Genomic DNA, 22785 nt, shown 5'->3' with positions numbered 1-22785 from the left:
GCTCCCCAGCCGCACCTGGCCGCGCAGCCCGTCCTCGTCGTCGACTTCGGCGCGCAGTACGCGCAGCTGATCGCCCGCCGGGTCCGCGAGGCGAACGTCTACTCCGAGATCGTGCCCTCCAACGCCACGGCCGCCGAGATCGCCGCGAAGTCGCCCGTCGGCATCATCCTCTCGGGCGGCCCCTCCAGCGTGTACGAGGAGGGCGCCCCGCAGCTCGACCCCGCGATCTTCGACCTCGGGGTCCCGGTCCTGGGCATCTGCTACGGCTTCCAGGTGATGGCGAAGACGCTCGGCGGCGAGGTCGCCAACACGGGGCTGCGCGAGTACGGAGCGACGGACGCCGCCCTCTCGACCGACGGTGGCGTGCTCCTCGGCGAGCAGCCCGCCGACCAGACGGTGTGGATGAGTCACGGCGACTCGGTCGCACAGGCACCCGAGGGCTTCGAGGTCCTCGCCTCCACGAGCTCCACCCCGGTCGCCGCCTTCGGCAACGACGAGCGCCGCCTCTACGGCGTGCAGTGGCACCCGGAGGTCAAGCACTCCGCCTACGGCCAGGCCGTCATCGAGAACTTCCTCCACCGCGCCGCGGGCATCCCGGCCGACTGGAACTCCTCCAACGTGATCGACGACCAGGTCGCCGTGATCCGCGAGCAGGTCGGCACCGGACGCGTCATCTGCGGCCTGTCCGGCGGAGTCGACTCCGCCGTCGCCGCTGCGATCGTGCACCGTGCCATCGGCGACCAGCTCACCTGCGTCTTCGTCGACCACGGACTCCTCCGCAAGGACGAGCGCCGCCAGGTCGAGGAGGACTACGTCGCCGCGACCGGCGTCCGCCTGGTCACCGTCGACGCGCGTGAGCAGTTCCTCGACGCGCTCGCCGGCGTCAGCGACCCGGAGCAGAAGCGCAAGATCATCGGCCGCGAGTTCATCCGCACCTTCGAGGCCGCCGCCGAAGCGCTCGTGCTCGAAGCGCAGGGCGAGGGCGAGACGATCGACTTCCTCGTCCAGGGCACGCTCTACCCCGACGTCGTCGAATCCGGCGGCGGCACCGGCACCGCCAACATCAAGTCCCACCACAACGTGGGCGGACTCCCCGAGGACCTGCAGTTCGCGCTCGTCGAGCCGCTCCGCACCCTCTTCAAGGACGAGGTCCGCGCGATCGGCCGCGAGCTCGGCCTGCCCGAGGTCATCGTCGGCCGTCAGCCCTTCCCCGGACCCGGCCTCGGCATCCGCATCGTCGGCGAGGTCACCCAGGAGCGGCTCGACCTCCTCCAGGACGCCGACGCCATCGTCCGCGCCGAGCTCACCGCCGCCGGCCTCGACACCGAGATCTGGCAGTGCCCCGTCGTCCTCCTCGCCGACGTCCGCTCCGTCGGAGTCCAGGGCGACGGCCGCACCTACGGCCACCCCATCGTCCTGCGCCCCGTCTCCTCGGAAGACGCGATGACCGCCGACTGGACCCGCCTGCCCTACGACCTCCTCGCCAGAATCTCCAACCGCATCACCAACGAGGTGAGCGGCGTGAACCGGGTGGTGCTGGATGTGACGTCCAAGCCCCCCGGCACCATCGAGTGGGAGTGATTCCGCGGGTCTCCGCACGGTCATCTGCGGCGTTGTCGGCGGTTGCGATACCTCCGGTATCGCGCCCTTCTCCGCCTTGCAGCTGACCGCGCGGAGACCCGCGGAACGTCAGGAACGGCTCCCTTCGAAGGGGGCCGTTTCTTGTTGAGGGGAGCGGGTGGGGGAACGAGCCCCTGCGGGGCCGTTCCCGGGTGCAGGTAGTGGGGAACGAGCCCCTGTGGGGCCGTTCCTGGGTGCAGGTAGTGGGGAACGAGCCCCTGCGGGGCCGTTCCCGGGTGCAGGTCAGGGAACGAGCTCAGGTGGCTGTTCAGGGAACGGGTGGCCGCGGTTCGGCCGGGGGATCGGTCGGGGTTGACCGGTGCCTGGCGAGGCGTTCCGAGTGGCGGTCAGCGGGACGAGGTCCTGCGGGGACGTTCCTGGGGTGCCGGCGGAGAAGCGAGCTCCTGCCGAGCGGTCGGGGAACGCGGGTCGGCGCTGGTCCGGGGGCCGAGGTGCAGGCGGCAGGCGCGCGAGCGCGGGTCAGGCGGGGGTGTCGAGCACGCCGATGAAGCGGGTGCCGATGCCGTCGTACTCGTCGCGGCGGTGGCCCTCGGGGTGGTGCGGCCAGGAGGCGGGGGAGTGGTCCTCGCAGACGAGGAACGTGAACTCGGGCCACCACTTCTTCGGGCGGGCGGCCTCGGAGCGGCCGCAGACGGCGCAGTCGAGGGTCACCCACACGGGACGCCTGCCGGTGCGGTTCGCGCGCGACTGGACGAGCCAGGCGGGCGGATCCTGCTCGAGGGCGGCGAGCTCCTCCTCCGACAGACGGGTGGGGATGCCGTGCCGCGTCGCCATCTCGAGGGGGATGTCGAGGCGCTGAGCGGCCTCGCGACGCGTGATCATCCGGCCACCCTAACCCAGCGCCGCGCGCGGACCCCGAGGCCGCAGCGACGCGCGCGCGAGCAGCCACTCCAGCGGGCCCTGCCCCACGAGCCGCCTCCAGAGGAGAGCGGCGACGATCGAGCCGACCACGAAGACGCCGAGCAGCGCCCAGCTGCGCCACGCCTCGAAGTCGAACGGCTCGTACGGGACCAGGTACACCGCCAGCGCCACGAGCTGCAGCGAGTAGATCGTCAGCGGCATCGCACCGACGGCCGCGATCGGAGTCGCCGCCCGCGCCAGGAGCGGCAGCCGCTGCAGCAGAGCCGTCAGCGCGCCGAGGACGACGCAGGCGACCCCGCCCGCCCCGAGCAGCTCGGCAGTGGTGCTGGCGTGCGCCTCCACCGCCTCCGGACCCCCGAGCAGCAGCCCGCCGCCGTAGCCGAGCACGGCCGAGACGGCGCCGCCGACGACGATCCAGCGCTGGGTGGTCGCGGACCGGATGTCGCAGCGCGCGATCAGGAGGCCGAGCACCACGTACGCCAGCCACGACGGCACCGGGTAGTACTGGGTGAGCCAGATGAGGGGCTGCGCGGCCAGGAGCGCCTCGTCGGGCGACAGGGTCGAGAGCCAGGAGCCGCCGGCGCTCGTCAGCGCGTCGACCGCGAGGGGCCCGGCGATCGCCGCGACCGCGACCAGCAGGGCGAGGACCGCCCGCGGCAGGAAGAGCAGCAGCGCCGCGACGAGGAACATCACCCCGTAGTGCGGCAGGATCACCGCGATCGGCGTCCCGAGCAGGGTGAGGGCGACGCCGATGACGAGCAGGTACAGCCCGCGGAGCAGGATCGATCCAGTGTCCTGCCAGGGCCGCGAGGAGCGCTGTGCGCCGCCCGTCATCAGCCCGATCGACACTCCCGCCAGCACGGCGAAGAGGACGGAGCTGCGGCCGTTCCAGAGCATCTCGCTCTCGACCGGGGCGAGGTGGGCGGCGAACATGCCGAGGACGGCCAGGCCGCGTGCGACGTCGAGGCCGACGATCCGGGAGTCTGCGGCGCTCATCCCTCCATCGTGCCAGGCGCTCCCGGCAGTGCACCGGGAACGACGCTGGGGCCGGGAACGACGACGGGCGCCCGACCCGGAGGTCGAGCGCCCGTCGGACGTGGTGCGCCGTGCTACTCGCGGAAGATCGCGACGAGGCGCAGGATCTCCAGGTACATCCAGACGACGGTGACCAGGATGCCGTAGGCGCCGGTCCAGCCGTAGATGCGGGGGAGGCGGTTGCGCACGCCCTGCTGGATGAACTCGAAGTCCATCACGAGCGAGTACGTGGCGAGCGCGACGGCGATGAGGCCGATCACGATGCCGATGAAGCCGGTGCGGAGACCGAAGCCGCCGCCGACGCCGAAGAGGCCGAGGCCCAGGTTCACCAGCGAGAACACCGCGTAGCTGATCATGCCGATGAAGAAGATCTTGTTGAGCTTCGGCGAGGTGCGGATCTTGCCGTTCATGAACAGCGCCAGGGTGACGCCGATCACGATGACGGTCGCCATGAGGGCCTGGACGACCGCTCCGGCGTACGCGCTCTCGAAGAACTTCGAGATCGCACCGACCGCGATGCCCTGGGTCGCGGCGTAGCCGAGGATCAGGGCCGGCGACGGCTGCTTCTTGAAGGCGTTGACGATGCCCAGCACCAGCGCGACGAGCACGGCGGGGAGCATCAGGCCCGGGACGAACCAGCCGACGGCCGCACCCGCGAGGAGCACGACGAAGGCGAGGGCGGTCTTGGCGAGGGTGTCCTCGACGGTCATCCGGTCGGTCTCGACGGAGCCGGCGGCCGTACGGGAGTACATCTGGTCGAGCGTGCCGGGGGAGACGTCCGGGAGGTCCTGCACGCGGCCGGCGTAGCCGCGGTTGCTGAACTCCGGGCGTCCGAAGGCCGGATTGTTGCTTGCCATGGTTCCTCTTCTCTCAGGTGCGCTGGTCTCCGAGGGAACTCGCGGATCTGAGTCGCTGTGGGTGCGGGGTGCGCCGCGGATCCGAGAGGACTGCGACGATGGACACCACCTTATCTGAGAGCACCTCTCAGAGTCTGGCTGTTCTCTTCGAGCGGACCTCGACTCCGCAGCGAGCCGTGCAGAGCCGCCCGTAGGATCGCGGCATGCCCGCGCGCCAGTCACCGCTCGTCATCGGCCACCGCGGAGCGAGCGGCTACCGACCGGAGCACACCCGCTCCGCCTACGAGCTGGCGATCGCGCTGGGCGCCGATGCGCTCGAGCCCGATCTGGTGGCGACCCGCGACGGCGTGCTCGTCCTCCGCCACGAGAACGAGATCTCCGGCACGACGGACGTCGAGAAGCGCCCGGAGTTCGCTGGGCGCCGCACCACCAAGCGGATCGACGGCCGCGAGATCACCGGCTGGTTCACCGAGGACTTCACCTGGGACGAGCTGTCGGAGCTGCGGGCCCGCGAGCGGCTGCCGGCGGTGCGCGGCTCCAGCGCCACGTTCGACGGGCAGTTCCCGCTGCTGCGCTTCAGCGAGCTGCTGGCGCTGCTGGACCGGGCGGCGGAGGACGATCCGCTCGCTCCGCCGGGGCTCGTCGCCGAGATCAAGCACGCGACGTACTTCGCCGGGATCGGGCTGCCGCTGGACGTGCTGCTGCGCGAGGAGCTCGCCGCCGCGGGCTGGGGTCCGCGCGACCCGCGGCTCACGATCGAGAGCTTCGAGAAGACCGTTCTGGAGCGGCTCGCGGTGAGCGGAGTCGGCACCCGCCGGATCTACCTGCTCGAGTCGCGGGGCGCCCCGCCCGACCTCGTGGCCGCCCACGGCGCCGCCGCGGCCCCCTACTCCGCCTTCACCACGCCGGCGGGACTGCGGAACCTCGCCGGAGCCGTCGACGGGATCAGCGTCGACAAGAGCATGCTCTTCTCGCGGGACGCGGCCGGCCGGGCGACGGGGACCGGTCCGCTCGTCGAGGACGCCCACGCGGCCGGGCTCGAGGTCTACTGCTGGACGCTGCGCGCCGAGAACCGATTCCTCGAGAAGGTGCACCGCCGCGGGAAGGACCCGGCGGAGTACGGCGGCTGGCAGGAGGAGTTCGCGATGATCCTCCGCTCGGGAGTGGACGGCGTCTTCGCCGACCAGCCCGATCTGGCGATCGAGGCGCGGGCGGCCGAGCAGGAGCGTCTGCTCCGCGGCTGAACCCGGATCGTGATCGGGCGCTCCTCCGGCGCGTGCCGAGCGGACGCGGAGGCTGCGCTGGCATCATCGGCTCACCACCGCCCGCCCGACCCTCGAGAGGAGGCCCCGTGTCCACCCGAGAGCGCATCACCCGCCGCTGGATCACCACCGCCGTCCTCGCCGTGATCGGCGTCGCCGTCGTCTACTGGCTCGCCGTGCTCACCCCTCAGGGCCAGGGCGTCGAGAACTCGGGGCTCCGAGGAGCCGACCTCGTCTTCGGCCGGGCCACCGGCGCCGCCGCGGGGGCGCTCGCGGACGTCACCCCGCTCTCCATGGTCGTCGGCGCCCTGCTCGTCGCGGCGATCGCGCTGATCCGGAGGCGCCCGGCGCTGGCCGTCGCCTCCGTCGGCTCGATCGTCGTCACGGCCGGGCTCACCCAGCTGCTCAAGAACGTGGTCCTCGAGCGGCCCGAGCTGGTCGACACCGACTCCTGGTACACCGGCGGCAGCTTCCCGAGCGGGCACACCGCGGCGGCCGTCTCGGTGGTCTTCGCCCTGGCGATGGTCGTCCCCGGGCGCGCGCGGACCGTCGTGCTCGCGCTGGGCGGCGCGGTCGTGGTGCTGGTCGGCAACCTGACGATGGCCGCCTCCTGGCACCGGGCGAGCGACGTCCTCGGGGCCGACCTCGTCGCGCTCGCCTCGGCCTCCGCCGCCTGCGCGTGGCTGACCACCAGGGCCCAGGTGGGCCGAGCGCCGAAGAGGCCCGCGCGGCGCGGGGTGAACCGGCTGCTCCTGGTGTGCTCGGTGATCGTGGTGGTGCTGCTCGCGGCGCTCGCCGTCCAGGGCATCCAGTACTACCCCGACGACACGAAGGACCTCACCGCCTTCGCGCTCCTGCAGCTCCTGGCGGTGTCGACGTCGGCGCTCGCCGTGCTCGGCTTCTCCCTCGCGTGGCGCGGACTGGACGTCGGCGGGGCGCTCACGTCTCCCGCGCCGCGTCAGCGGACCGCCTGACCGCTCCCGGTGTCGGAGGGGCGATCTACACTCGGAGGGACATGAGCTTCCTCTTCGATCCGAGCGACTCCCGCGCCACCCCGGTCATCGTCGGTCCCCCCGGCGGCCCCGGGGACGCGCCCCGCACCGACCCGGCGCACGAGCAGCTCGTCGCGGGGCTGAACCCCCAGCAGCGCGAGGCGGTCGAGTACCGCGGAGACGCGCTGCTCATCGTCGCGGGTGCGGGCTCGGGCAAGACCAGCGTCCTCACCCGGCGCATCGCGAGCCTCCTGGGCAACGGCGAGGCCTGGCCGAGCCAGATCCTCGCGATCACGTTCACCAACAAGGCCGCGGCCGAGATGCGCGAGCGCGTCGAGAAGCTGGTGGGGCAGAGCGCCGAGGGGATGTGGATCTCGACCTTCCACTCCGCGTGCGTGCGGATCCTGCGCCGCGAGGCCGAGAACTTCGGCATGACCAAGTCGTTCACGATCTACGACTCGGGCGATCAGCGCGCCCTGCTCAAGCGCATCGTGAAGGACCTCGAGGCCGACTCGCTCGGGATCACCGTCGCGAGCGCCTCCGCGAAGATCTCCAAGCTCAAGAACGAGCTCGCCGACGTCGACTCCTACGCCCGCACCGCGAACCTCAGCGACCCGAACGAGGAGATGTTCCTCCAGGTCTTCCGGGCCTACTCGCGGGCGCTCGAGGGGGCGAACGCGTTCGACTTCGACGACCTGATCGCGCAGACCGTCTACCTCTTCCGCGCTTTCCCGCACGTCGCCGCGAAGTACCAGCGGCGCTTCCGCCACGTGCTGGTCGACGAGTACCAGGACACGAACCACGCCCAGTACTCGCTGATCCACGAGCTGACCCGGCCCGTGCCGCCGGCGACGATGGCGGCGGCGCAGTTCGACCGCCCCTACCGCGGACCGGTCACGGCCGACGGCTCCATCCCGGGGGCCTCGCTCACCGTCGTCGGCGATTCGGACCAGTCCATCTACGCGTTCCGAGGCGCCGACATCCGCAACATCGTCGAGTTCGAGCGCGACTTCCCGGGCTGCCGCGTGATCCTGCTCGAGCAGAACTACCGCTCGACGCAGAACATCCTCTCGGCGGCCAACGCCGTCATCTCGAACAACTTCGATCGTCGCGCGAAGAACCTCTGGTCCTCCAGCGGCGACGGGGAGAAGATCGTCGGCTACACCGGGTACTCGGGTCACGACGAGGCGCAGTTCGTGGTCGACGAGATCGCCCGCCTGCACGCGGCGGGCACCGGCTACGACGAGATCGCGGTCTTCTACCGCACCAACGCGCAGACCCGCGCGCTGGAGGAGATCTTCATCCGCTCCGCGCTGCCCTACCGGATCCTGGGCGGCACGAAGTTCTACGAGCGCGCCGAGATCAAGGACGCCCTGGCGTACCTGATCACGGTGGCGAACCCGGCCGACGTGCTGGCGCTGCGGCGCATCATGAACACTCCGAAGCGGGGCATCGGCCCCGCGACGGAGGCGCAGCTGCAGTCGTTCGCCGACACCAACGCGGTGACCCTGCGGGAGGCGATGCGCAACGCCGGCTCGCTCGGGATGGGCCCGAAGGTGACGAAGGCGATCGTCGACCTCGCGACCCTCCTCGACGAGTGCGCGCTGATGCTCGACCCCGCACGGGAGGGCGGCGAGGCGAAGGTGCACGAGGTCCTGACGGCGCTCCTCACCCGCAGCGGCTACCTCGACATGCTCCGCGCCAGCCGCGACCCGCAGGACGAGGCCCGCGCCGAGAACGTCGACGAGCTCATCGCCGTCACCAAGGAGTTCGCGCGCAACAACCCGGACGGCGGGCTCGTGGACTTCCTCACCGAGGTCTCGCTGGTCGCCGCGGCCGACGACCTCGACGACGACTCCGGCACCGTCTCGCTGATGACGCTGCACACGGCGAAGGGCCTCGAGTACGACGCCGTGTTCCTCACCGGCATCGAGGAGGACCTGCTCCCGCACCGCATCTCGGCGAACGAGCCCGGCGGCCCGGCCGAGGAGCGGCGGCTGTTCTACGTGGGGATCACCCGGGCCCGCAAGCGCCTCTACCTCTCGCTCGCGATGACCCGCGCGCAGTACGGCGAGACGTCGGTCGCGATGCCGAGCCGGTTCCTGCAGGAGATCCCGGGAGAGCTGATCCAGTGGCGCCAGTCGCCCGGCGCGGCGACCTCGCGCGGCGGGACGCAGCCCCGGGCCCTGAACGCTCAGCGGCCCGGCTTCGGCAAGTCGCGATCGAACACCGAGTTCCGGGAGGCGCTCGCCGCGGCGCCGAAGGCCAAGGGCGAGTTCCCGAACCGGATCACCGGCATGGTGCGCGACAACGGCGACCTCGAGCTGATCCCGGGCGACCGCATCCGGCACACCGACTTCGGTGAGGGGCGCGTGAACGCGGTGACGGGCGAGGGCTCGAAGCGCGTCGCGCACGTGCTCTTCGACCAGGTGGGCGCGAAGAAGCTGCTGATCAAGGTCGCGCCGATCGAGAAGATCTAGTCCGGTGGCGGCCGGATCGGCGGCCGCGCGGCTCGCGACGGAGGTGTTCTCCCCGGCGGTCCTCGCGGTGCTCGTGCCGGTCGTGGTCGGCGCGCGCGTCGCGGATCCGCCCCTGCTCGGCGTCGCCTGGGGAGCGCTCGCGGCGCTCTTCGTCGGCGTGGTGCCCTACCTCGTCATCCGCCTGCTGATGCGCACCGGCCGGATCCACGGCGACCATCACGTGCCCGACCGGCGCGAGCGGGCGCTGCCGATCGCGCTGGCGCTGGTGTCGATCGCGGCCGGCCTGGTACTGCTCGCCGTGCTCGGCGCTCCTGCCGCGGTGACCACGTTCGGCGTGGTGACGGTGGCCGTGGTGCTCGCCGTCGGCGTGGTCAACCTGGTCTGGAAGCTGTCCGGGCACGCGGCGGTGGTCGCCACCTGCGCCGTCGTCGTGCTGATCGCCTACGGACCGCTCTCCCTGCTGATCAGCGTGCCCATCGTCCTCTGGGTGCTCTGGTCGAGGGTGCGCCTCGGTGCGCACACCCCCGCTCAGGTCCTCGCGGGCGCCGCGGTCGGCACCGTCCTCGCCGGGACCGTCTGGTCCCTGCTCGGCTGACGTCCGTCCCTTCCCGTGTGCCCTCTTGCGGAAGGGGTCAGCCGGCGTAGCGCGCGACGAGCTCCCGCTTGAGGATCTTGCCGCTGGGCCCGAGCGGGAGGGCGTCGACGAACTCGACGCGGCGGGGGAACTTGAAGGCGGCGAGATGCTCGTTCGCGTAGGCGATCAGCTCCTCCGCGGTGGCGGTCGCCGACGGGGCGAGGATCACCGCGGCCATCACCTCCTGGCCGTGGCGCTCGTCCGGGATCCCGAAGACCGCCGCGTTCTGCACGGCCGGGTGCCCGATCAGCACCTCCTCGACCTCGCGCGGGTATACGTTGTAGCCGTTGCGGATGATCATGTCCTTCGTGCGGTCGAGGATGCGGATGTAGTCCTCCTCGTCCTTCGTGCCCAGGTCGCCGGTGCGGAACCAGCCGTCGATCACCGCCTCCGCGGTCGCCGCCGGGTTGCCGAGGTACCCCTTCATCAGGTTGTGCCCGCGCACCACGATCTCGCCGAGCTCGCCCCGGGGGAGCAGCTCGACTCGGTCGGTCACGTCGGGGCGGGCGACCTCGACCTCGACGCCCCAGATCGGCGTGCCGACCGTGCCCGGCCGCGGCGGGACTCCGACGTGGTTGAAGGTGGCGACCGGGGAGGTCTCGGTGAGCCCGTAGCCCTCGTAGATCTCGACGCCGAACACCTCGCGGAAGCGCTCGATCACGGCGACGGGCAGGGCAGCGCCTCCCGAGACCGCGTAGCGCAGCGGCGGCCGGTCCTCGCGCCGGGTCGCGGCGTCGAGCAGGGCGACGTACATCGTGGGCACGCCCTCGAAGACCGTGCAGCCGTGGGCGATCATCGCCTCGAGCGCGGCGTCGCCGTCGAACTTCGGCACCAGGACGACCGTCGCGGCGGTGCGGAAGGCCGTGTTCATCGCGCAGACCTGCCCGAAGGTGTGGAAGAGCGGCAGCGCCCCGAGCACCACGTCGCCGCGGTGCAGGTCAAACGTGTTCATCAGCAGCACGTCCGACTGCGAGACGATCGCGAAGTGCGTCCCCTCCGCCCCCTTCGGGCGGCCGGTGGTGCCGCTGGTGTAGAGGATCGTCGCCGTGTCGGAGGGGGAGCGGGGCACGTAGCCGTCGATCGGGGTCGCCTCCGCGGCGAGGTCCTCCAGGCGCGGGAGGGGCGAGCCGGTGCCGTCGGGCACCATCACGCTCAGCACAGGGACGCCGGCGAGGTCCGCTCCGGCGGCCCCCTCGGCGAGCAGCGGAGCGGCGCACACGAGCGCGACGGCTCCGGAGTCGCGCAGGACGTAGGCGATCTCGTCGTGCTTGAGCAGGGCGTGCACGGGGACCACCACGGCGCCGAGCGCGAGGACGGCGAAGTATCCGCGGGGGAAGTCGGGGACGTTCGGGACGAGCAGGGCCACGCGGTCGCCCGGTCCGATCCCCTGGGCGCGCAGGGCTCCGGCGTAGGCACGGGTCTGCCGCCAGAGGGTCGCGTAGTCGACGGCCTGCTCGCCGACGCGGATGGCGATCGTGTCAGGGGTGCGCCGCGCCGCCTCCGCCAGGATGGCCGCGACGGAGAGGGTGCCGAAGCCGGCGGCGGGCGGGGGAGCGGCGGGGGCCTCGGCCGTGCGGGGTTCGGTGATGCTCATCAAGGCTCCAGTCGTCGTTGACCGCCGCGGCGGATGCCGGGTGCTTCACCGTAGATCCGCCGGGCGGCCGCGTCGAGCGATCCGCACCGGATGTTCAGCACGGACGGGCGGGGAGAGCGCATCCCGGCGCCGAGCGGAAGGGGGTGCGGGAGGCGCGGGCGGCTGCCTACAGTCGGACTGCTGCGGCCCGGTTCCGCGGGTCGGACGACGGGAGGCGCGATGCGCGGCGAGGCGACGCTCTACACGGATGCGGTGGTGACGGCTCCGTTCGCCCTCGCGGTGATCGCGGAGGCGACCGGCTCGCGAGTGGTCGGCGCGCGGACCGCGGACGCGCACGTCCCGCTCTACAGCGGTCCGACGAGCGCGCGGGTCGAGATCGCGGGGTTCGGCGACAGCGTGCCGGTCACCGTCGACGTGCGCGACGAGCGCGGGATCGACGAGGCGCGTGCGGCCGCGCAGGCGCTCGGGCTGGAGCTCGCCGCCTACGCGGGCTGGGAGGTCGTGGCCGGCTTCTGAGCGTCGCGTCGGACCCGGGCGAGGTAGTAGCGGCTGGGCGCCGTCCTCACGATCGCGGGAAGCAGGCGGTAGGCGGCGAAGGTGCGCGAGAGCGCCCGCTCGAACCGCGCCTCCTGCCGTGCGGTCCAGTGGAAGCCGAAGGGCTCGCGGAGCGCCGCCGGGAGCAGACCGGCGGTGATCAGGCGGAGGTAGGGGCCGAGCGGGCGCAGGTACCAGGCGGCGATGCTCGGGCCCAGCAGGTCGTGGGCGACCCGGCGGGCCGCGGGCGTGACCTCGAGGCGCTCCAGCTCCCGCTCCCAGTAGGCGTCGAACGCGGTGCGGGAGTCGGGCCAGAGGTCCGCGGGCATCTGCAGGGCCGCGCCGACGACGACGGAGCGGCGCACGATGTCGTCCGCCTCCTCCTCGCTCAGCGCACCGAAGGCGCCCTCGTAGAGCTGCAGCATCGACTGGGTGAGCGTCGCCGCGACCCAGCGCTGCAGCTCCGGGTCGAAGGCCGTGTAGCCGGGGCCGCGCACGGGCACGTGCGCCCTGTTCACGCGGCGGCGGACGGCGCGCACGTCCTCGGGAGTGCCGTAGTGCAGGACGTAGAGGTAGGAGAGCGTCCCGTGCAGGCGGTTCACGGCCCGGTGCACGAAGTCGGAGTGGTCGGCGACGCCCTGCCCGACCGCCGGGTGCGCGATCTGGAGGAGGATCGCGCGCGCGCCCGCCAGCAGGAACACGCCCTCGCGGAAGACGTCCGGGGTGCGGGAGGCCGACGACATGGCTCCACGCTACGCGGGAGCGGCGGGCGGAGGAGGAGCCGGCGCCCCCGGCGGGCGTCCGGCGGGCGCGGAGCGACCGTACGGGAAGCCCCCGGCGGGTGCGGAGTAGACTCGGCGCGGCCCAGGGACAGTGCCGAGACTCCGGCGTCGTCCGGGCCACCTCGAACTCGAAACGCAAGCGCGCTCGGCGCGGAATGGGAATGCAGCGTGGATCTCTTCGAATACCAGGCCCGTGATCTGTTCGAGAAGTACGGCGTCCCCGTGCTCCCGGGCATCGTCGCCGACACGCCGGAGGAGGTGCGCGCCGCGGCGGAGAAGCTGGGCGGCGTCACCGTCGTCAAGGCGCAGGTCAAGATCGGCGGCCGCGGCAAGGCGGGCGGCGTGAAGGTCGCGAAGACCCCCGAGGACGCGTTCGCCGCGGCGCAGTCGATCCTCGGCCTCGACATCAAGGGCCACGTCGTCAAGCGCGTCATGGTCGCCGGCGGTGCGCGCATCGACCGCGAATTCTACTTCTCGGTGCTGCTGGACCGGGCCAACCGCTCCTACCTCTCGCTCACCTCCTACGAGGGCGGCATGGAGATCGAGCAGCTCGCCGTCGAGCGCCCCGACGCCCTCGCGCGCGTCGAGGTCGTCCCCGGCCGGGGCATCGACCAGGCCAAGGCCGAGGAGATCGCCCGCGCGGCGAAGTTCCCGGAGGAGCTGATCGCCAAGGTCGCGCCCGTCCTGGTGAAGCTGTACGACGTCTACACCGGCGAGGACGCCACGCTCGTCGAGGTGAACCCGCTCGTGCTCACCGAGGAGGGCGACATCGTCGCGCTCGACGGCAAGGTCTCGCTCGACGAGAACGCCGGCTTCCGCCACGCGGACCACGCCGCGCTCGAGGACAAGGACGCCGCCGACCCGCTCGAGGCGAAGGCCAAGGAGAACGACCTCAACTACGTGAAGCTCGACGGCGAGGTCGGCATCATCGGCAACGGCGCGGGCCTGGTCATGTCGACCCTCGACGTCGTCGCCTACGCCGGAGAGAGGCACAACGGCGTGAAGCCGGCCAACTTCCTCGACATCGGCGGCGGAGCCTCCGCCCAGGTGATGGCGAACGGCCTCGACGTGATCCTCGGCGACGAGCAGGTCAAGAGCGTCTTCGTCAACGTCTTCGGCGGCATCACCGCGTGCGACGCGGTCGCCAACGGCATCCTCCAGGCACTCGAGATCCTCGGCGACTCGGCCACGAAGCCGCTCGTCGTCCGCCTCGACGGCAACAAGGTCGAGGAGGGCCGCGCGATCCTCCAGGCCGCCGCCAACCCGCTCATCACGCTCGCCGCGACCATGGACGAGGGCGCCGACAAGGCCGCCGAACTCGCCGCCGCGTAACGGACCCGACGACTCAAGGAATCAGAGAACAAGCATGTCGATCTTCCTCACCAAGGACTCCAAGGTCATCGTCCAGGGCATCACCGGCGGCGAGGGCACCAAGCACACCGCGCTGATGCTCAAGGCCGGCACGAACGTGGTCGGCGGCGTCAACGCCCGCAAGGCCGGCACGACCGTCACCCACGGCGACGTCGAGCTCCCCGTCTTCGGCACCGTGAAGGAGGCGATGGAGGCCACCGGCGCCGACGTCTCCATCGCGTTCGTGCCGCCCGCCTTCTCGAAGGACGCCGTCATCGAGGCGATCGACGCCGAGATCGGCCTCCTCGTCGTCATCACCGAGGGCATCCCGGTGCAGGACTCCGCGGAGTTCTGGGCGTACGCGCAGGAGAAGGGGAACAAGACGCGGATCATCGGCCCCAACTGCCCCGGCATCATCACGCCGGGCGAGTCGCTCGTGGGCATCACCCCCGCGACGATCACCGGCAAGGGCCCGATCGGCCTCGTCTCGAAGTCGGGCACCCTGACCTACCAGATGATGTACGAGCTGCGCGACCTGGGCTTCTCGACCGCGATCGGCATCGGCGGCGACCCGATCATCGGCACGACGCACATCGACGCGCTCGCCGCGTTCGAGGCCGACCCCGAGACGAAGGCGATCGTGATGATCGGCGAGATCGGCGGCGACGCCGAGGAGCGCGCCGCGGACTTCATCAAGGCGAACGTCACCAAGCCCGTCGTCGGCTACGTCGCGGGCTTCACCGCCCCCGAGGGCAAGACGATGGGCCACGCCGGCGCCATCGTCTCCGGCTCGGCCGGCACCGCGCAGGCCAAGAAGGAAGCCCTCGAGGCCGCGGGCGTGAAGGTCGGCAAGACGCCGTCCGAGACGGCCGCCCTGCTCCGCGAGGTCTACGCGGCGCTCTAGCGCCCGTCCTCCCCGCACCACCGTCGGAACGGACGGTGCCCCTGCTCCGGCGGGCGGCGCCGTCCGTTCCGTCGTCGGGGCGGGTCTGGCCGGAGTAGCGTCGCAGCGTGACCCGCCGCCTCGGACTCGACCTGCTGACCTTCGTGCCGTACCCGGAGGGCCCCGAGCGGCCCGGCGACGCCGCGCGGAGCCTCGAGGACGGGCTGGCCCTGCTCGAGCTCGCCGAGGAGCTCGGCTACGGCACCGGCTGGGTCCGCGTGCGGCACTTCGAGCGCTACCTCGCGTCTCCGATGACCTTCTTCGCGGCCGCCTCCCAGCGGACCCGCCGCCTCCGCCTCGGTACCGCGGTCATCGGCGCCCGCTACGAGTCGCCCGTGCGCCTCGCCGAGGACGCCGCGACCGTGGACCTGCTCTCGGGCGGACGCCTCGACCTCGGCGTCAGCAGCGGCTTCGCGCATCTCTCCTCCGTCTTCGACGGGGTGTTCGGGCAGGCCGAGCGCGACTTCCGCGAGGAGGCGCAGGAGCGCATCGCGCGACTCCGCGAGGCGCTCTCGGGCGCCGTGCTCGGCGTCGCGGAGTCGGCCCTGATGTCGGTCCCGGTCGGCGCTCCGCTGGTTCAGCAGCCGCACGCGCCCGGCCTCGCCGACCGGCTCTGGTACGGGGCGGGAACGGTGTCCTCCGCGGTCCGGGCAGGCGAGCAGGGCATGCACCTGCAGGTGTCCACGCTCAACACGGAGGAGACGGGCCTGCCGTTCGCCGAGCAGCAGGCGGTGCAGATCCGCGCCTACCGCGAGGCCTTCGCCGCAGCGCACCCGGGGCGCACGTCGAGGGTGACGGCGGGCCGGATCGTGCTGCCGCTGCTCGGCGCCGCCGACGAGGAGGCGCACCGCCCCTTCATCGAGGGCTACCTCGCGCGGATGGACGACGAGGGCCGCCCCCGCACGGCCGACCGGTCGATCATCGCCGCCCCGATGCGCTTCAGCCCCCTCCACGTCGGGAGCCCGGAGCGGATCGTCGCATCGCTCGCCGCGGATCCGGCGCTCGCGGAGGCGGACGCGCTCACGGTGACGCTCCCGGCGGTCGGCGGGGTGGAGTCGCACCGGCGCATCCTGCGCGCCGTCGCCGAGCGCATCGCCCCTCAGCTGGGCTGGACGCCCGGGGCTTGAGGATCAGCGCCGCGCGAGCAGTGCCCGGACGGGCCGCTGCAGAAGGAGCAGAAGCAGCCACCAGAGCCCGACCGACGGGACCAGCAGCGCCAGCGCCAGTGCGACGAGGAGCAGCGCGAGAGGCAGCAGGGCGGGCGCGAGCGGCAGGGGCCCTGTGCCGGGCCGCCTGAGCTCCGGGTGCCGGGAGAGGCGCAGCTCGATCAGGACCAGCGCCCCGCTCATCGCGGCCATCGTGCCGATGTAGAGCCCGATCGTCGCCCGGGAGTCCGGGAACAGCGCCAGCGCGCTCGTCGAGAACGGGAAGAACGCCAGCGCGGCCAGCCAGAGCAGGTCCAGCCACACCAGGGCGCCGTCGTAGTCCCCGGCGATCTCGAAGACGCGGTGGTGGGGGATCCAGAAGACGGCGATGACCGCGAAGGAGAGCGCGAAGGCGAGGACCGAGTCCAGGTGCTCCGCGAGCAGCGCCGGGACTCCGCCGCCCTCCCGGGCGACCTCGGGAGCCAGCTGCACCAGCGGCAGGACGAGGACGGTGATGGCGATGGCGGCGGTCGCGTCCGAGAAGTTGACGAGCCGGTCGAGCCCGCGCTCCGTCCGGCGGTGGGCCGCGCGTCCCCCGGGGCGCCCGCGGTGCACCAGGCGCTCGATCGGACCCGAGAGCAGGAGCAGCAGGAGCGCGAACATGTTGACGGCCGGCACCGCGACGGCGAGCACGAGGGCCGCGAGGAGGACGCCGATCACGATCAGCGACCTCGAGAGGGAGCGCCGCGGCTCCGCCCCCGGGGCCAGGAGATCCGGATCGCGGCGCACGATGAGCTGCATCGCGAGGGTCGCCGCGCTCGCCGCGATCATCGTGCCGATGTAGAGCGCGATGACGCTGCCGTCGGTGTCGAGCACGTTCGAGATCAGGTTCGCCGCGAAGGGGAGCAGGACGACCGCGGCCAGCCAGACGAAGTTCGCGACGACGAGCGCGGGCGAGTACCGGGCCACGCCCTCGAAGACGGAGTGGTGGACCGCCCACAGCCGCCCGATCACGGCGAACGTGATGAAGAAGGCGGAGAGGGTGCCGTAGTGACCTGTGAGGAGGGACCCCAGATCGGCCGCGCGGCCCTCCTCGACCACGTCGACCAGGGGGAGGACGAGGAACGTGATGGCGATGGCGACGACGGCGTCGGAGAAGTTCACGAGGCGGTCCAGGCCGCGCTCCGTCCGTGCGTCCGAGGTCCCCGTCATGGCTCCGACACTAGAGGGCCGGGCGGCGCGCCCCTGACCCGCCTCCGAGCGCGCCGCCGCTAGGCTCGTCAGGCCCATGAACCGGATCACCGTCGCCCTCCTCGCCGCCTTCGACGCCGCGCTGTCGGCGCTGATCGGGATCGCGATCCCGCTCGTCCCGCTGACCGTCCTCTGGGCCGTGCAGTACGACACGACGGTCGACTTCGGCGTGTTCTGGCGGGTCGCCGCCGACGCCTGGCTGCTCGGCCACGGGGCCGACCTGCAGGCGGCGCTGGCCCCCGACTCCGCCCTCGCCGTCGCGCTGCCCGGAGGCGCGGACGCCTTCCCGGTGACGATCGCTCCGCTGGCGTTCGCGCTCCTCACCGTGCTGCTCGGCGCGCGCACCGGCCGCCGCGCCCAGGAGTCGCCGTTCCGGGCCATCGGCGTCCTCGTCGCGATCGCGACCTACCTGGCGATCGCGCTCCTGGTCTCGCTCGGATCCGCGGACCCGGCCGCCACCGTCGATCCCCTGCAGGGGACGCTGCTGCCGCCGCTCGTCTTCGCGCTGGGGGTGCTCGTCGGAGCAGCGCTCCACTCCGCCCGCAGCGACGAGGCCGACCCCCTCGGCGAGCTGGCCGCCTCCGCGCTCGACCGCGTCCCCGCGCCGGGGCCCGGGCTCGTCCTCGCGTCGCTGCGCGGGGGAGCGCTCGCCGCGGCGGGCGTGGTCGGCGTCGCGGCGGTGCTCGTCGCCGTGCTGCTGGTCGTGCACTACACCTCGGTCGTCGCGCTCTACGAGAGCCTGGGCGCCGAGGCGCTCGGCGGCCTGGCCCTCACTCTCGGGCAGCTGGCGTTCCTCCCGAACCTGGTGATCTGGGCGGCGAGCTGGCTGATCGGCCCGGGCTTCGCCCTCGGCACCGGCTCCTCCGTGAGCGCGGCCGGGACGCTGCTCGGACCGATCCCGTCGATCCCGGTCCTCGCCGCACTGCCCGCAGGGGACTCGGCCTTCGGATTCCTCGGGCTGCTCGTGCCGCTGCTCGCCGGGTTCGCCGCGGGATGGCGGCTGCGGCGCGGCGTGATCGAGGCGCTCGACGGACGCTCGCTGCTGCGCTGGGGCGCCGCCGCGGCCGGCGGGATCGGCGTGGTCGGCGGCCTGCTGCTCGGGCTCCTCGCCTGGTTCTCGGCGGGCGCCGCCGGGCCCGGGCGGCTCGCCCAGGTGGGCCCGGACCCGCTCGTCGTCGGGGCGGTCGCCGCCCTCGAGCTCGCGCTGGCCGCGGGCCTGGGCCTCGCCGCGGGCCGCAGCCGACGCGGCTGACGCCGGCGGAGGCGTCCCCCTAGACTTGCGCAGTGCTGAAGTTGGTCGTGCTCCTCTCCGGCGGCGGATCGAACCTCCGCGCCCTGCTGGACGCCACCGGCGACGAGGGCTTCCCCGCCCGCATCGTCGCGGTCGGCAGCGACACCGACGCCGAGGGCTTCCGCCACGCCGAGGAGCGCGGAGTCCCCGCCTTCACGGTCGCGCCGCGCGGCTTCTCCTCCCGCGACGAGTGGGGCGCCGCCCTGCTCGGGCGCATCCGGGAGTGGGAGCCCGACCTCGTCGTCTGCGCGGGCTTCATGCGCATCCTGCCGCCCGTGGTGGTGGACGAGCTCAGCCCGCGGATGATCAACACGCATCCCGCCCTGCTGCCCCTCTTCCCCGGCGCCCACGCCGTCCGCGACGCCCTCGCCGCCGGCGCGACCGAGACCGGCGTCACCGTGCACGTGATCGACACCGGCGTCGACACGGGCCCCGTCATCGCCCAGGAGAGCCTCGCCGTGCTCCCCGGCGAGAGCGAGGACGCGCTGCACGAGCGCATCAAGACCATCGAGCGTCGCCTGCTGGTGCAGACGGTGCTCGACATCGCCCACGGAACCGTCGACCTCGAGGAGCTCGCCCGCGCATGAGCATCACCGCCCACGACCCCAGCAGCTACGACGACCGCGACCGGGTCCCCGTCCGCCGGGCGCTGATCTCGGTCAGCGACAAGACCGGCCTGCTCGAGCTCGGAGCGGCGCTCGCCGCGGCCGGCGTCGAGCTCGTCTCCACCGGCTCGACCGCAGCGACCCTCCGCGGCGCCGGCCACGACGTCACCGACGTCTCGGCCGTCACCGGGTTCCCGGAGTCGCTCGACGGCCGTGTGAAGACGCTGCACCCGGCCGTGCACGCGGGCATCCTCGCCGATCTGAGGCTCGCCTCGCACCGCGAGCAGCTGGAGCAGCTCGACATCGCCGCGTTCGAGCTGGTCGTGGTGAACCTGTACCCGTTCCGCGAGACCGTCGCCGGCGGCGCCGACGCGGCGACCGTGGTCGAGAACATCGACATCGGAGGCCCGGCCCTCGTCCGCGCCTCCGCGAAGAACCACGCGAACGTCGCGATCGTCGTCGACCCGGCCGACTACTCCGGGATCGCGACCGCCCTCGCCGACGGCGGCACGACGCTCGCCGCGCGCCGCACCCTGGCGGCCCGCGCCTTCGCGCACACCGCCTCCTACGACTCCGCCGTCGCCGCCTGGTTCGCCGGGCAGGAGGCGGCCGAGGGCGTCGAGGGCTCGGTCGAGATCCGCGGGACCCTGCAGCAGGTCCTCCGCTACGGCGAGAACTCGCACCAGAAGGCGGCCCTCTACGTCTCGCCCGACGGCACCGGCATCGCGCAGGCGACGCAGCTGCACGGCAAGGAGATGTCCTACAACAACTACGTCGACGCCGACGCGGCCGTCCGCGCGGCGTACGACTTCGTACTGCCCGCCGTCGCGATCATCAAGCACGCGAACCCGTGCGGCATCGCGATCGCGAGCTCGAAGGCGATCGACCCCATCGCCTCCGCCCACCGCCGCGCCCACGAGTGCGACCCGGTGTCGGCCTTCGGCGGCGTCATCGCCGCGAACCGGCCCGTCACCCTCGCCATGGCCGAGACGGTGAAGGAGATCTTCACCGAGGTGCTCGTCGCCCCCGGCTACGAGCCCGAGGCGCTCGAGGTGCTGAAGACCAAGAAGAACCTGCGCCTGCTGCAGCTCCCCGACTTCTACGCCCCCGTGGAGCGCGAGTTCAAGCAGATCTCCGGCGGCCTGCTGCTGCAGGAGCCGGACCGCTTCATCGGCGGCCCCGGCGAGGTCAGCTCCGGCTGGCAGCTCGTCGCCGGCGAGCCCGCCGACGCCGACACGATGCTCGACCTCGAGTTCGCGTGGAAGGCCTGCCGCGCCGTCAAGTCGAACGCGATCCTCCTCGCCAAGGGCGGCGCCTCCGTCGGCGTCGGCATGGGCCAGGTCAACCGCGTCGACTCCTGCCACCTCGCCGTCACCCGCGCCGGCGACCGCGCCCCCGGCTCCGTCGCCGCCTCCGACGCGTTCTTCCCCTTCGCCGACGGCCTCGAGGTGCTCCTCGCCGCCGGCGTGAGGGCCGTCGTCCAGCCCGGCGGCTCCGTCCGCGACGCCGAGGTCATCGACGCGGCCGCCCGCGCCGGCGTCACGATGTACACGACGGGGGAGCGGCACTTCTTCCACTGAGTGACGGGCGCTCCGCGCCCGTCACTCAGGTGCTTGTCTTCCCCGCCGCTCCCTGCGCGGCGGGGCGCGGTCGGCTCGGCGACGGTGTGCGTTCCGTGGAGCGGGGAGCGTCGCCGGTCGCGGGAATCGCTTGGCACGCGATCCCCGCTGAACCGGCTCTGCCTTGCGGTGCTCGTCTTCCCCGCCGCTCCCTGCGCGGCGGGGCGCGGTCGGCTTCGCGACGGGGTGCGTTCCGTGGAGCGGGTAGCGTCGCCGACCGCGTGAATCGCTTGGCACGCGATTCCCGCTGAGTCGGCTCTGCCTTGCGGTGGGCGGTTTCCCGGCCGCTCCTCGCGCGGCGGGGCGTGGTCGGTGCCACGACGTGAGGCTTTCCATGGAGTGGGGGCGTCGCCGGTCACGGGAATCGCTTGGCACGCGATTCCCGCTGAAACCGCTCTGCGGTGCGGTGAGTGGCTCTTAGGGGGCTGCTAGGGGATCGACAGGCGAGGCGCGGGCGGGGGCGCGTAGGGTCGCCGGGTGCCTTCCGACTCGACGCCCGCGTCCACTCCCGACACCCCGACCGCAGCGACCACCACCGCCCCGAACCGGGACCGCGCGCCCGGGACGGGCCGCCGGATCCTCGTCGCGCTGCTCGCCGCCGCGGCGACCGCGCTCGTGGCGCACCTCGCCAACCTGCTGGCCTTCTTCATCGGCAACCAGCTGCAGCCCGGCTCCATCCCGCAGGTCAACGCCTACTTCCTGCTCTCGAGCGTGCTCGGCTTCGTGGTCGTCCTCGTCCTCGCCGTCGCGGGGATGCTCGGACGCACCTGGAGCGCCGCCCTCGCGGGACTCGTCGCGGGCGTGGTCGGAGCCGTGTTCGGCACGCTCGTCCAAGCCAGCGCCACCGGCGAGGCCGTCACGGGCGCCGTCTGGGCCTCCATCTTCCAGACCTTCGCCGGACTCAACCTCGTCTTCCTGCTCGCGTTCACCGTCTCGGCGGCGAGCGTCGGCCACACGCTCTGGAACCGCCTCCGCATCACGGGCGCTCCGGCCGCCGTCGTCACCGACCGCCGCATCGCGATCGTCCGGGCCCCGGCCGCCGACCTCTCGGCGGGCGAGCTCACCCACCTCGAGCGCGTCCCCGTCGACCAGCAGCGCGCCCAACAGCAGTGGGAGGCGTACGTCGACCTGCTCGAGCGGGCCGGCTGGGAGACGGTCGAGGCCGCACCGGCGCCCGGACTCGCCGACTCCGTCTTCCTCGAGGACGCGGTCGTCGTCTTCGGCGACCACGCCGTGATCGCCCGGTCCGGAGCGGAGTCCCGCCGCGGAGAGACGGCGGGCGCCGAGGAGGCCGTCCGCGCCCTCGGCCTGACGGTCGACCGCATCGAGGAGCCGGGCACGCTCGACGGCGGCGACGTCCTCAAGGTGGGATCGACGGTCTACGTCGGCCGCGGAGGCCGGACCGACGCGGCGGGGGTAGCCCAGCTGCGCGCGATCCTCCGCCCCCGCGGGTACGACGTCGTCGCGGTCCCGCTGACCAAGGTGCTGCACCTCAAGAGCGCCGTGACCGCGCTGCCCGACGGCACGGTCATCGGCTGGGAGCCGGTCGTCGACGAGCCGCGCCTGTTCCCCTTCTTCCTGCCGATGCCCGAGGAGGCGGGCGCCCACGTGGTCGTCCTCGACGACGACACACTCCTGATGGCCGCCTCCGCTCCCCGGAGCGCCGAGCTGCTGAAGAGCCTGGGCTACCGCGTCCTGACCGTGGACATCTCGGAGTTCGAGAAGCTCGAGGGCTGCGTCACCTGCCTCTCGGTCCGCGTCCGCTGACGGCGGAGGCGGGGGAACCGCCGGATCGCGGCGGCCGCTGGACGGAGCACATAGCCCGGGTATAGCCTTCAAGGCTGCCCGGAGCTCTTCGGCCCGGTGGCACCTCCCGCCTCCCCGCCCACCCGGCAGGGGAGGCGGGAGG

Annotated in this window: 19 protein-coding genes; 13 read left to right on the top strand and 6 right to left on the bottom strand. The window is 72.7% G+C overall.

Translation table 11 applies throughout. The features are described from left to right. Positions 1 to 15: 15 nt before the first annotated feature. Positions 16 to 1581: a glutamine-hydrolyzing GMP synthase gene (gene guaA / locus C5C46_RS15170; protein WP_104227304.1), complete on the top strand. Its 1566-nt coding sequence runs from the start codon at positions 16 to 18 to the stop codon at positions 1579 to 1581. A 519-nt stretch (positions 1582 to 2100) separates the two neighbouring features. Here guaA and C5C46_RS15165 read toward each other — a convergent pair. From C5C46_RS15165 to C5C46_RS15155, 3 genes are all read right to left on the bottom strand, one after another. After that, positions 2101 to 2463 (bottom strand): DUF5997 family protein, encoded by a 363-nt coding sequence (locus C5C46_RS15165; RefSeq protein WP_104224739.1) that lies wholly within the window; start codon positions 2461 to 2463, stop codon positions 2101 to 2103. A gap of 9 nt (positions 2464 to 2472) precedes the next feature. Further along, positions 2473 to 3498, bottom strand: coding sequence for a DUF418 domain-containing protein (locus C5C46_RS15160; protein ID WP_104227303.1), 1026 nt, complete (start codon positions 3496 to 3498; stop codon positions 2473 to 2475). A gap of 113 nt (positions 3499 to 3611) precedes the next feature. Continuing rightward, on the bottom strand, positions 3612 to 4394 hold the full coding sequence (locus C5C46_RS15155) for a Bax inhibitor-1/YccA family protein (RefSeq protein ID WP_104227302.1): 783 nt from the start codon (positions 4392 to 4394) through the stop codon (positions 3612 to 3614). Between the two features lie 203 nt (positions 4395 to 4597). On the opposite strand from C5C46_RS15155, the gene C5C46_RS15150 reads away from it, so the two are divergent. The 4 genes from C5C46_RS15150 to C5C46_RS15135 all read left to right on the top strand — a co-directional run bounded on the left by C5C46_RS15150 (position 4598) and on the right by C5C46_RS15135 (position 9723). Continuing rightward, on the top strand, positions 4598 to 5638 hold the full coding sequence (locus C5C46_RS15150; RefSeq protein ID WP_104227301.1) for a glycerophosphodiester phosphodiesterase family protein: 1041 nt from the start codon (positions 4598 to 4600) through the stop codon (positions 5636 to 5638). A 107-nt stretch (positions 5639 to 5745) separates the two neighbouring features. After that, positions 5746 to 6630, top strand: a complete 885-nt coding sequence (locus tag C5C46_RS15145) for a phosphatase PAP2 family protein (RefSeq protein WP_104224743.1) — start codon at positions 5746 to 5748, stop codon at positions 6628 to 6630. A gap of 41 nt (positions 6631 to 6671) precedes the next feature. After that, positions 6672 to 9128 (top strand): ATP-dependent helicase, encoded by a 2457-nt coding sequence (locus C5C46_RS15140; RefSeq protein ID WP_104227300.1) that lies wholly within the window; start codon positions 6672 to 6674, stop codon positions 9126 to 9128. Between the two features lie 4 nt (positions 9129 to 9132). Further along, the gene (locus C5C46_RS15135) at positions 9133 to 9723 is read left to right on the top strand and encodes a phosphatase PAP2 family protein (RefSeq protein ID WP_104227299.1); all 591 of its coding nucleotides are present in this window, start codon (positions 9133 to 9135) and stop codon (positions 9721 to 9723) included. A gap of 37 nt (positions 9724 to 9760) precedes the next feature. Here C5C46_RS15135 and C5C46_RS15130 read toward each other — a convergent pair whose 3' ends face one another. Continuing rightward, the gene (locus C5C46_RS15130; RefSeq protein ID WP_104227298.1) at positions 9761 to 11356 is read right to left on the bottom strand and encodes a long-chain fatty acid--CoA ligase; all 1596 of its coding nucleotides are present in this window, start codon (positions 11354 to 11356) and stop codon (positions 9761 to 9763) included. Between the two features lie 219 nt (positions 11357 to 11575). On the opposite strand from C5C46_RS15130, the gene C5C46_RS15125 reads away from it, so the two are divergent. Then, positions 11576 to 11872 (top strand): hypothetical protein, encoded by a 297-nt coding sequence (locus C5C46_RS15125; protein ID WP_104224926.1) that lies wholly within the window; start codon positions 11576 to 11578, stop codon positions 11870 to 11872. On the opposite strand, the gene C5C46_RS15120 is transcribed toward C5C46_RS15125, so the two are convergent. Beyond that, complete coding sequence (locus C5C46_RS15120) at positions 11839 to 12633, bottom strand: oxygenase MpaB family protein (RefSeq protein ID WP_104227297.1); 795 nt, start codon at positions 12631 to 12633, stop codon at positions 11839 to 11841. The two genes, C5C46_RS15125 and C5C46_RS15120, sit on opposite strands and share 34 nt — an antisense overlap. A 207-nt stretch (positions 12634 to 12840) precedes the next feature. Here C5C46_RS15120 and sucC point away from each other — a divergent pair, with 207 nt between their 5' ends. From sucC to C5C46_RS15105, 3 genes are all read left to right on the top strand, one after another. Next, positions 12841 to 14004, top strand: a complete 1164-nt coding sequence (sucC, locus tag C5C46_RS15115) for an ADP-forming succinate--CoA ligase subunit beta (RefSeq protein ID WP_104227296.1) — start codon at positions 12841 to 12843, stop codon at positions 14002 to 14004. Positions 14005 to 14038: 34 nt separating this feature from the next. Beyond that, positions 14039 to 14926, top strand: coding sequence for a succinate--CoA ligase subunit alpha (sucD, locus tag C5C46_RS15110; protein ID WP_104224929.1), 888 nt, complete (start codon positions 14039 to 14041; stop codon positions 14924 to 14926). A 107-nt stretch (positions 14927 to 15033) separates the two neighbouring features. After that, a complete protein-coding gene (locus C5C46_RS15105) occupies positions 15034 to 16092 on the top strand; it encodes an LLM class flavin-dependent oxidoreductase (protein ID WP_104227295.1) in 1059 nt (352 codons plus the stop codon). Between the two features lie 3 nt (positions 16093 to 16095). Here C5C46_RS15105 and C5C46_RS15100 read toward each other — a convergent pair whose 3' ends face one another. Further along, positions 16096 to 17322, bottom strand: coding sequence for a TMEM175 family protein (locus tag C5C46_RS15100; protein ID WP_181136537.1), 1227 nt, complete (start codon positions 17320 to 17322; stop codon positions 16096 to 16098). Positions 17323 to 17398: 76 nt separating this feature from the next. Here C5C46_RS15100 and C5C46_RS15095 point away from each other — a divergent pair, with 76 nt between their 5' ends. The 4 genes from C5C46_RS15095 (at position 17399) to ddaH (ending at position 22643) form a co-directional block, all read left to right on the top strand. Continuing rightward, positions 17399 to 18613, top strand: coding sequence for a DUF6350 family protein (locus tag C5C46_RS15095; protein WP_104227293.1), 1215 nt, complete (start codon positions 17399 to 17401; stop codon positions 18611 to 18613). Positions 18614 to 18645: 32 nt separating this feature from the next. Further along, positions 18646 to 19239, top strand: coding sequence for a phosphoribosylglycinamide formyltransferase (purN, locus tag C5C46_RS15090; RefSeq protein ID WP_104227292.1), 594 nt, complete (start codon positions 18646 to 18648; stop codon positions 19237 to 19239). Beyond that, positions 19236 to 20837: a bifunctional phosphoribosylaminoimidazolecarboxamide formyltransferase/IMP cyclohydrolase gene (purH, locus tag C5C46_RS15085; RefSeq protein ID WP_104227291.1), complete on the top strand. Its 1602-nt coding sequence runs from the start codon at positions 19236 to 19238 to the stop codon at positions 20835 to 20837. The genes purN and purH overlap by 4 nt, the downstream gene beginning before the upstream one ends. Positions 20838 to 21353: 516 nt before the next feature. Next, a complete protein-coding gene (gene ddaH / locus C5C46_RS17380; RefSeq protein WP_104227290.1) occupies positions 21354 to 22643 on the top strand; it encodes a dimethylargininase in 1290 nt (429 codons plus the stop codon). Positions 22644 to 22785: the final 142 nt, after the last annotated feature.

Source organism: Rathayibacter sp. AY1E6 (genome assembly GCF_002931115.1).
Classification (GTDB): domain Bacteria; phylum Actinomycetota; class Actinomycetes; order Actinomycetales; family Microbacteriaceae; genus Rathayibacter.
This window is presented reverse-complemented; position numbering and strand designations above follow the sequence as displayed.

Excerpts from the sequence above, each read along its gene's own strand:
- C5C46_RS15165 (WP_104224739.1), bottom strand. The coding sequence starts at position 2,463 with ATGATCACGCGTCGCGAGGCCGCTCAGCGCCTCGACATCCCCCTCGAG.
- C5C46_RS15160 (WP_104227303.1), bottom strand. The coding sequence starts at position 3,498 with ATGAGCGCCGCAGACTCCCGGATCGTCGGCCTCGACGTCGCACGCGGC.
- C5C46_RS15155 (WP_104227302.1), bottom strand. The coding sequence starts at position 4,394 with ATGGCAAGCAACAATCCGGCCTTCGGACGCCCGGAGTTCAGCAACCGC.
- C5C46_RS15150 (WP_104227301.1), top strand. The coding sequence starts at position 4,598 with ATGCCCGCGCGCCAGTCACCGCTCGTCATCGGCCACCGCGGAGCGAGC.
- C5C46_RS15140 (WP_104227300.1), top strand. The coding sequence starts at position 6,672 with ATGAGCTTCCTCTTCGATCCGAGCGACTCCCGCGCCACCCCGGTCATC.
- C5C46_RS15130 (WP_104227298.1), bottom strand. The coding sequence starts at position 11,356 with ATGAGCATCACCGAACCCCGCACGGCCGAGGCCCCCGCCGCTCCCCCG.
- C5C46_RS15125 (WP_104224926.1), top strand. The coding sequence starts at position 11,576 with ATGCGCGGCGAGGCGACGCTCTACACGGATGCGGTGGTGACGGCTCCG.
- C5C46_RS15120 (WP_104227297.1), bottom strand. The coding sequence starts at position 12,633 with ATGTCGTCGGCCTCCCGCACCCCGGACGTCTTCCGCGAGGGCGTGTTC.
- sucD (WP_104224929.1), top strand. The coding sequence starts at position 14,039 with ATGTCGATCTTCCTCACCAAGGACTCCAAGGTCATCGTCCAGGGCATC.
- C5C46_RS15100 (WP_181136537.1), bottom strand. The coding sequence starts at position 17,322 with ATGACGGGGACCTCGGACGCACGGACGGAGCGCGGCCTGGACCGCCTC.
- C5C46_RS15095 (WP_104227293.1), top strand. The coding sequence starts at position 17,399 with ATGAACCGGATCACCGTCGCCCTCCTCGCCGCCTTCGACGCCGCGCTG.
- purH (WP_104227291.1), top strand. The coding sequence starts at position 19,236 with ATGAGCATCACCGCCCACGACCCCAGCAGCTACGACGACCGCGACCGG.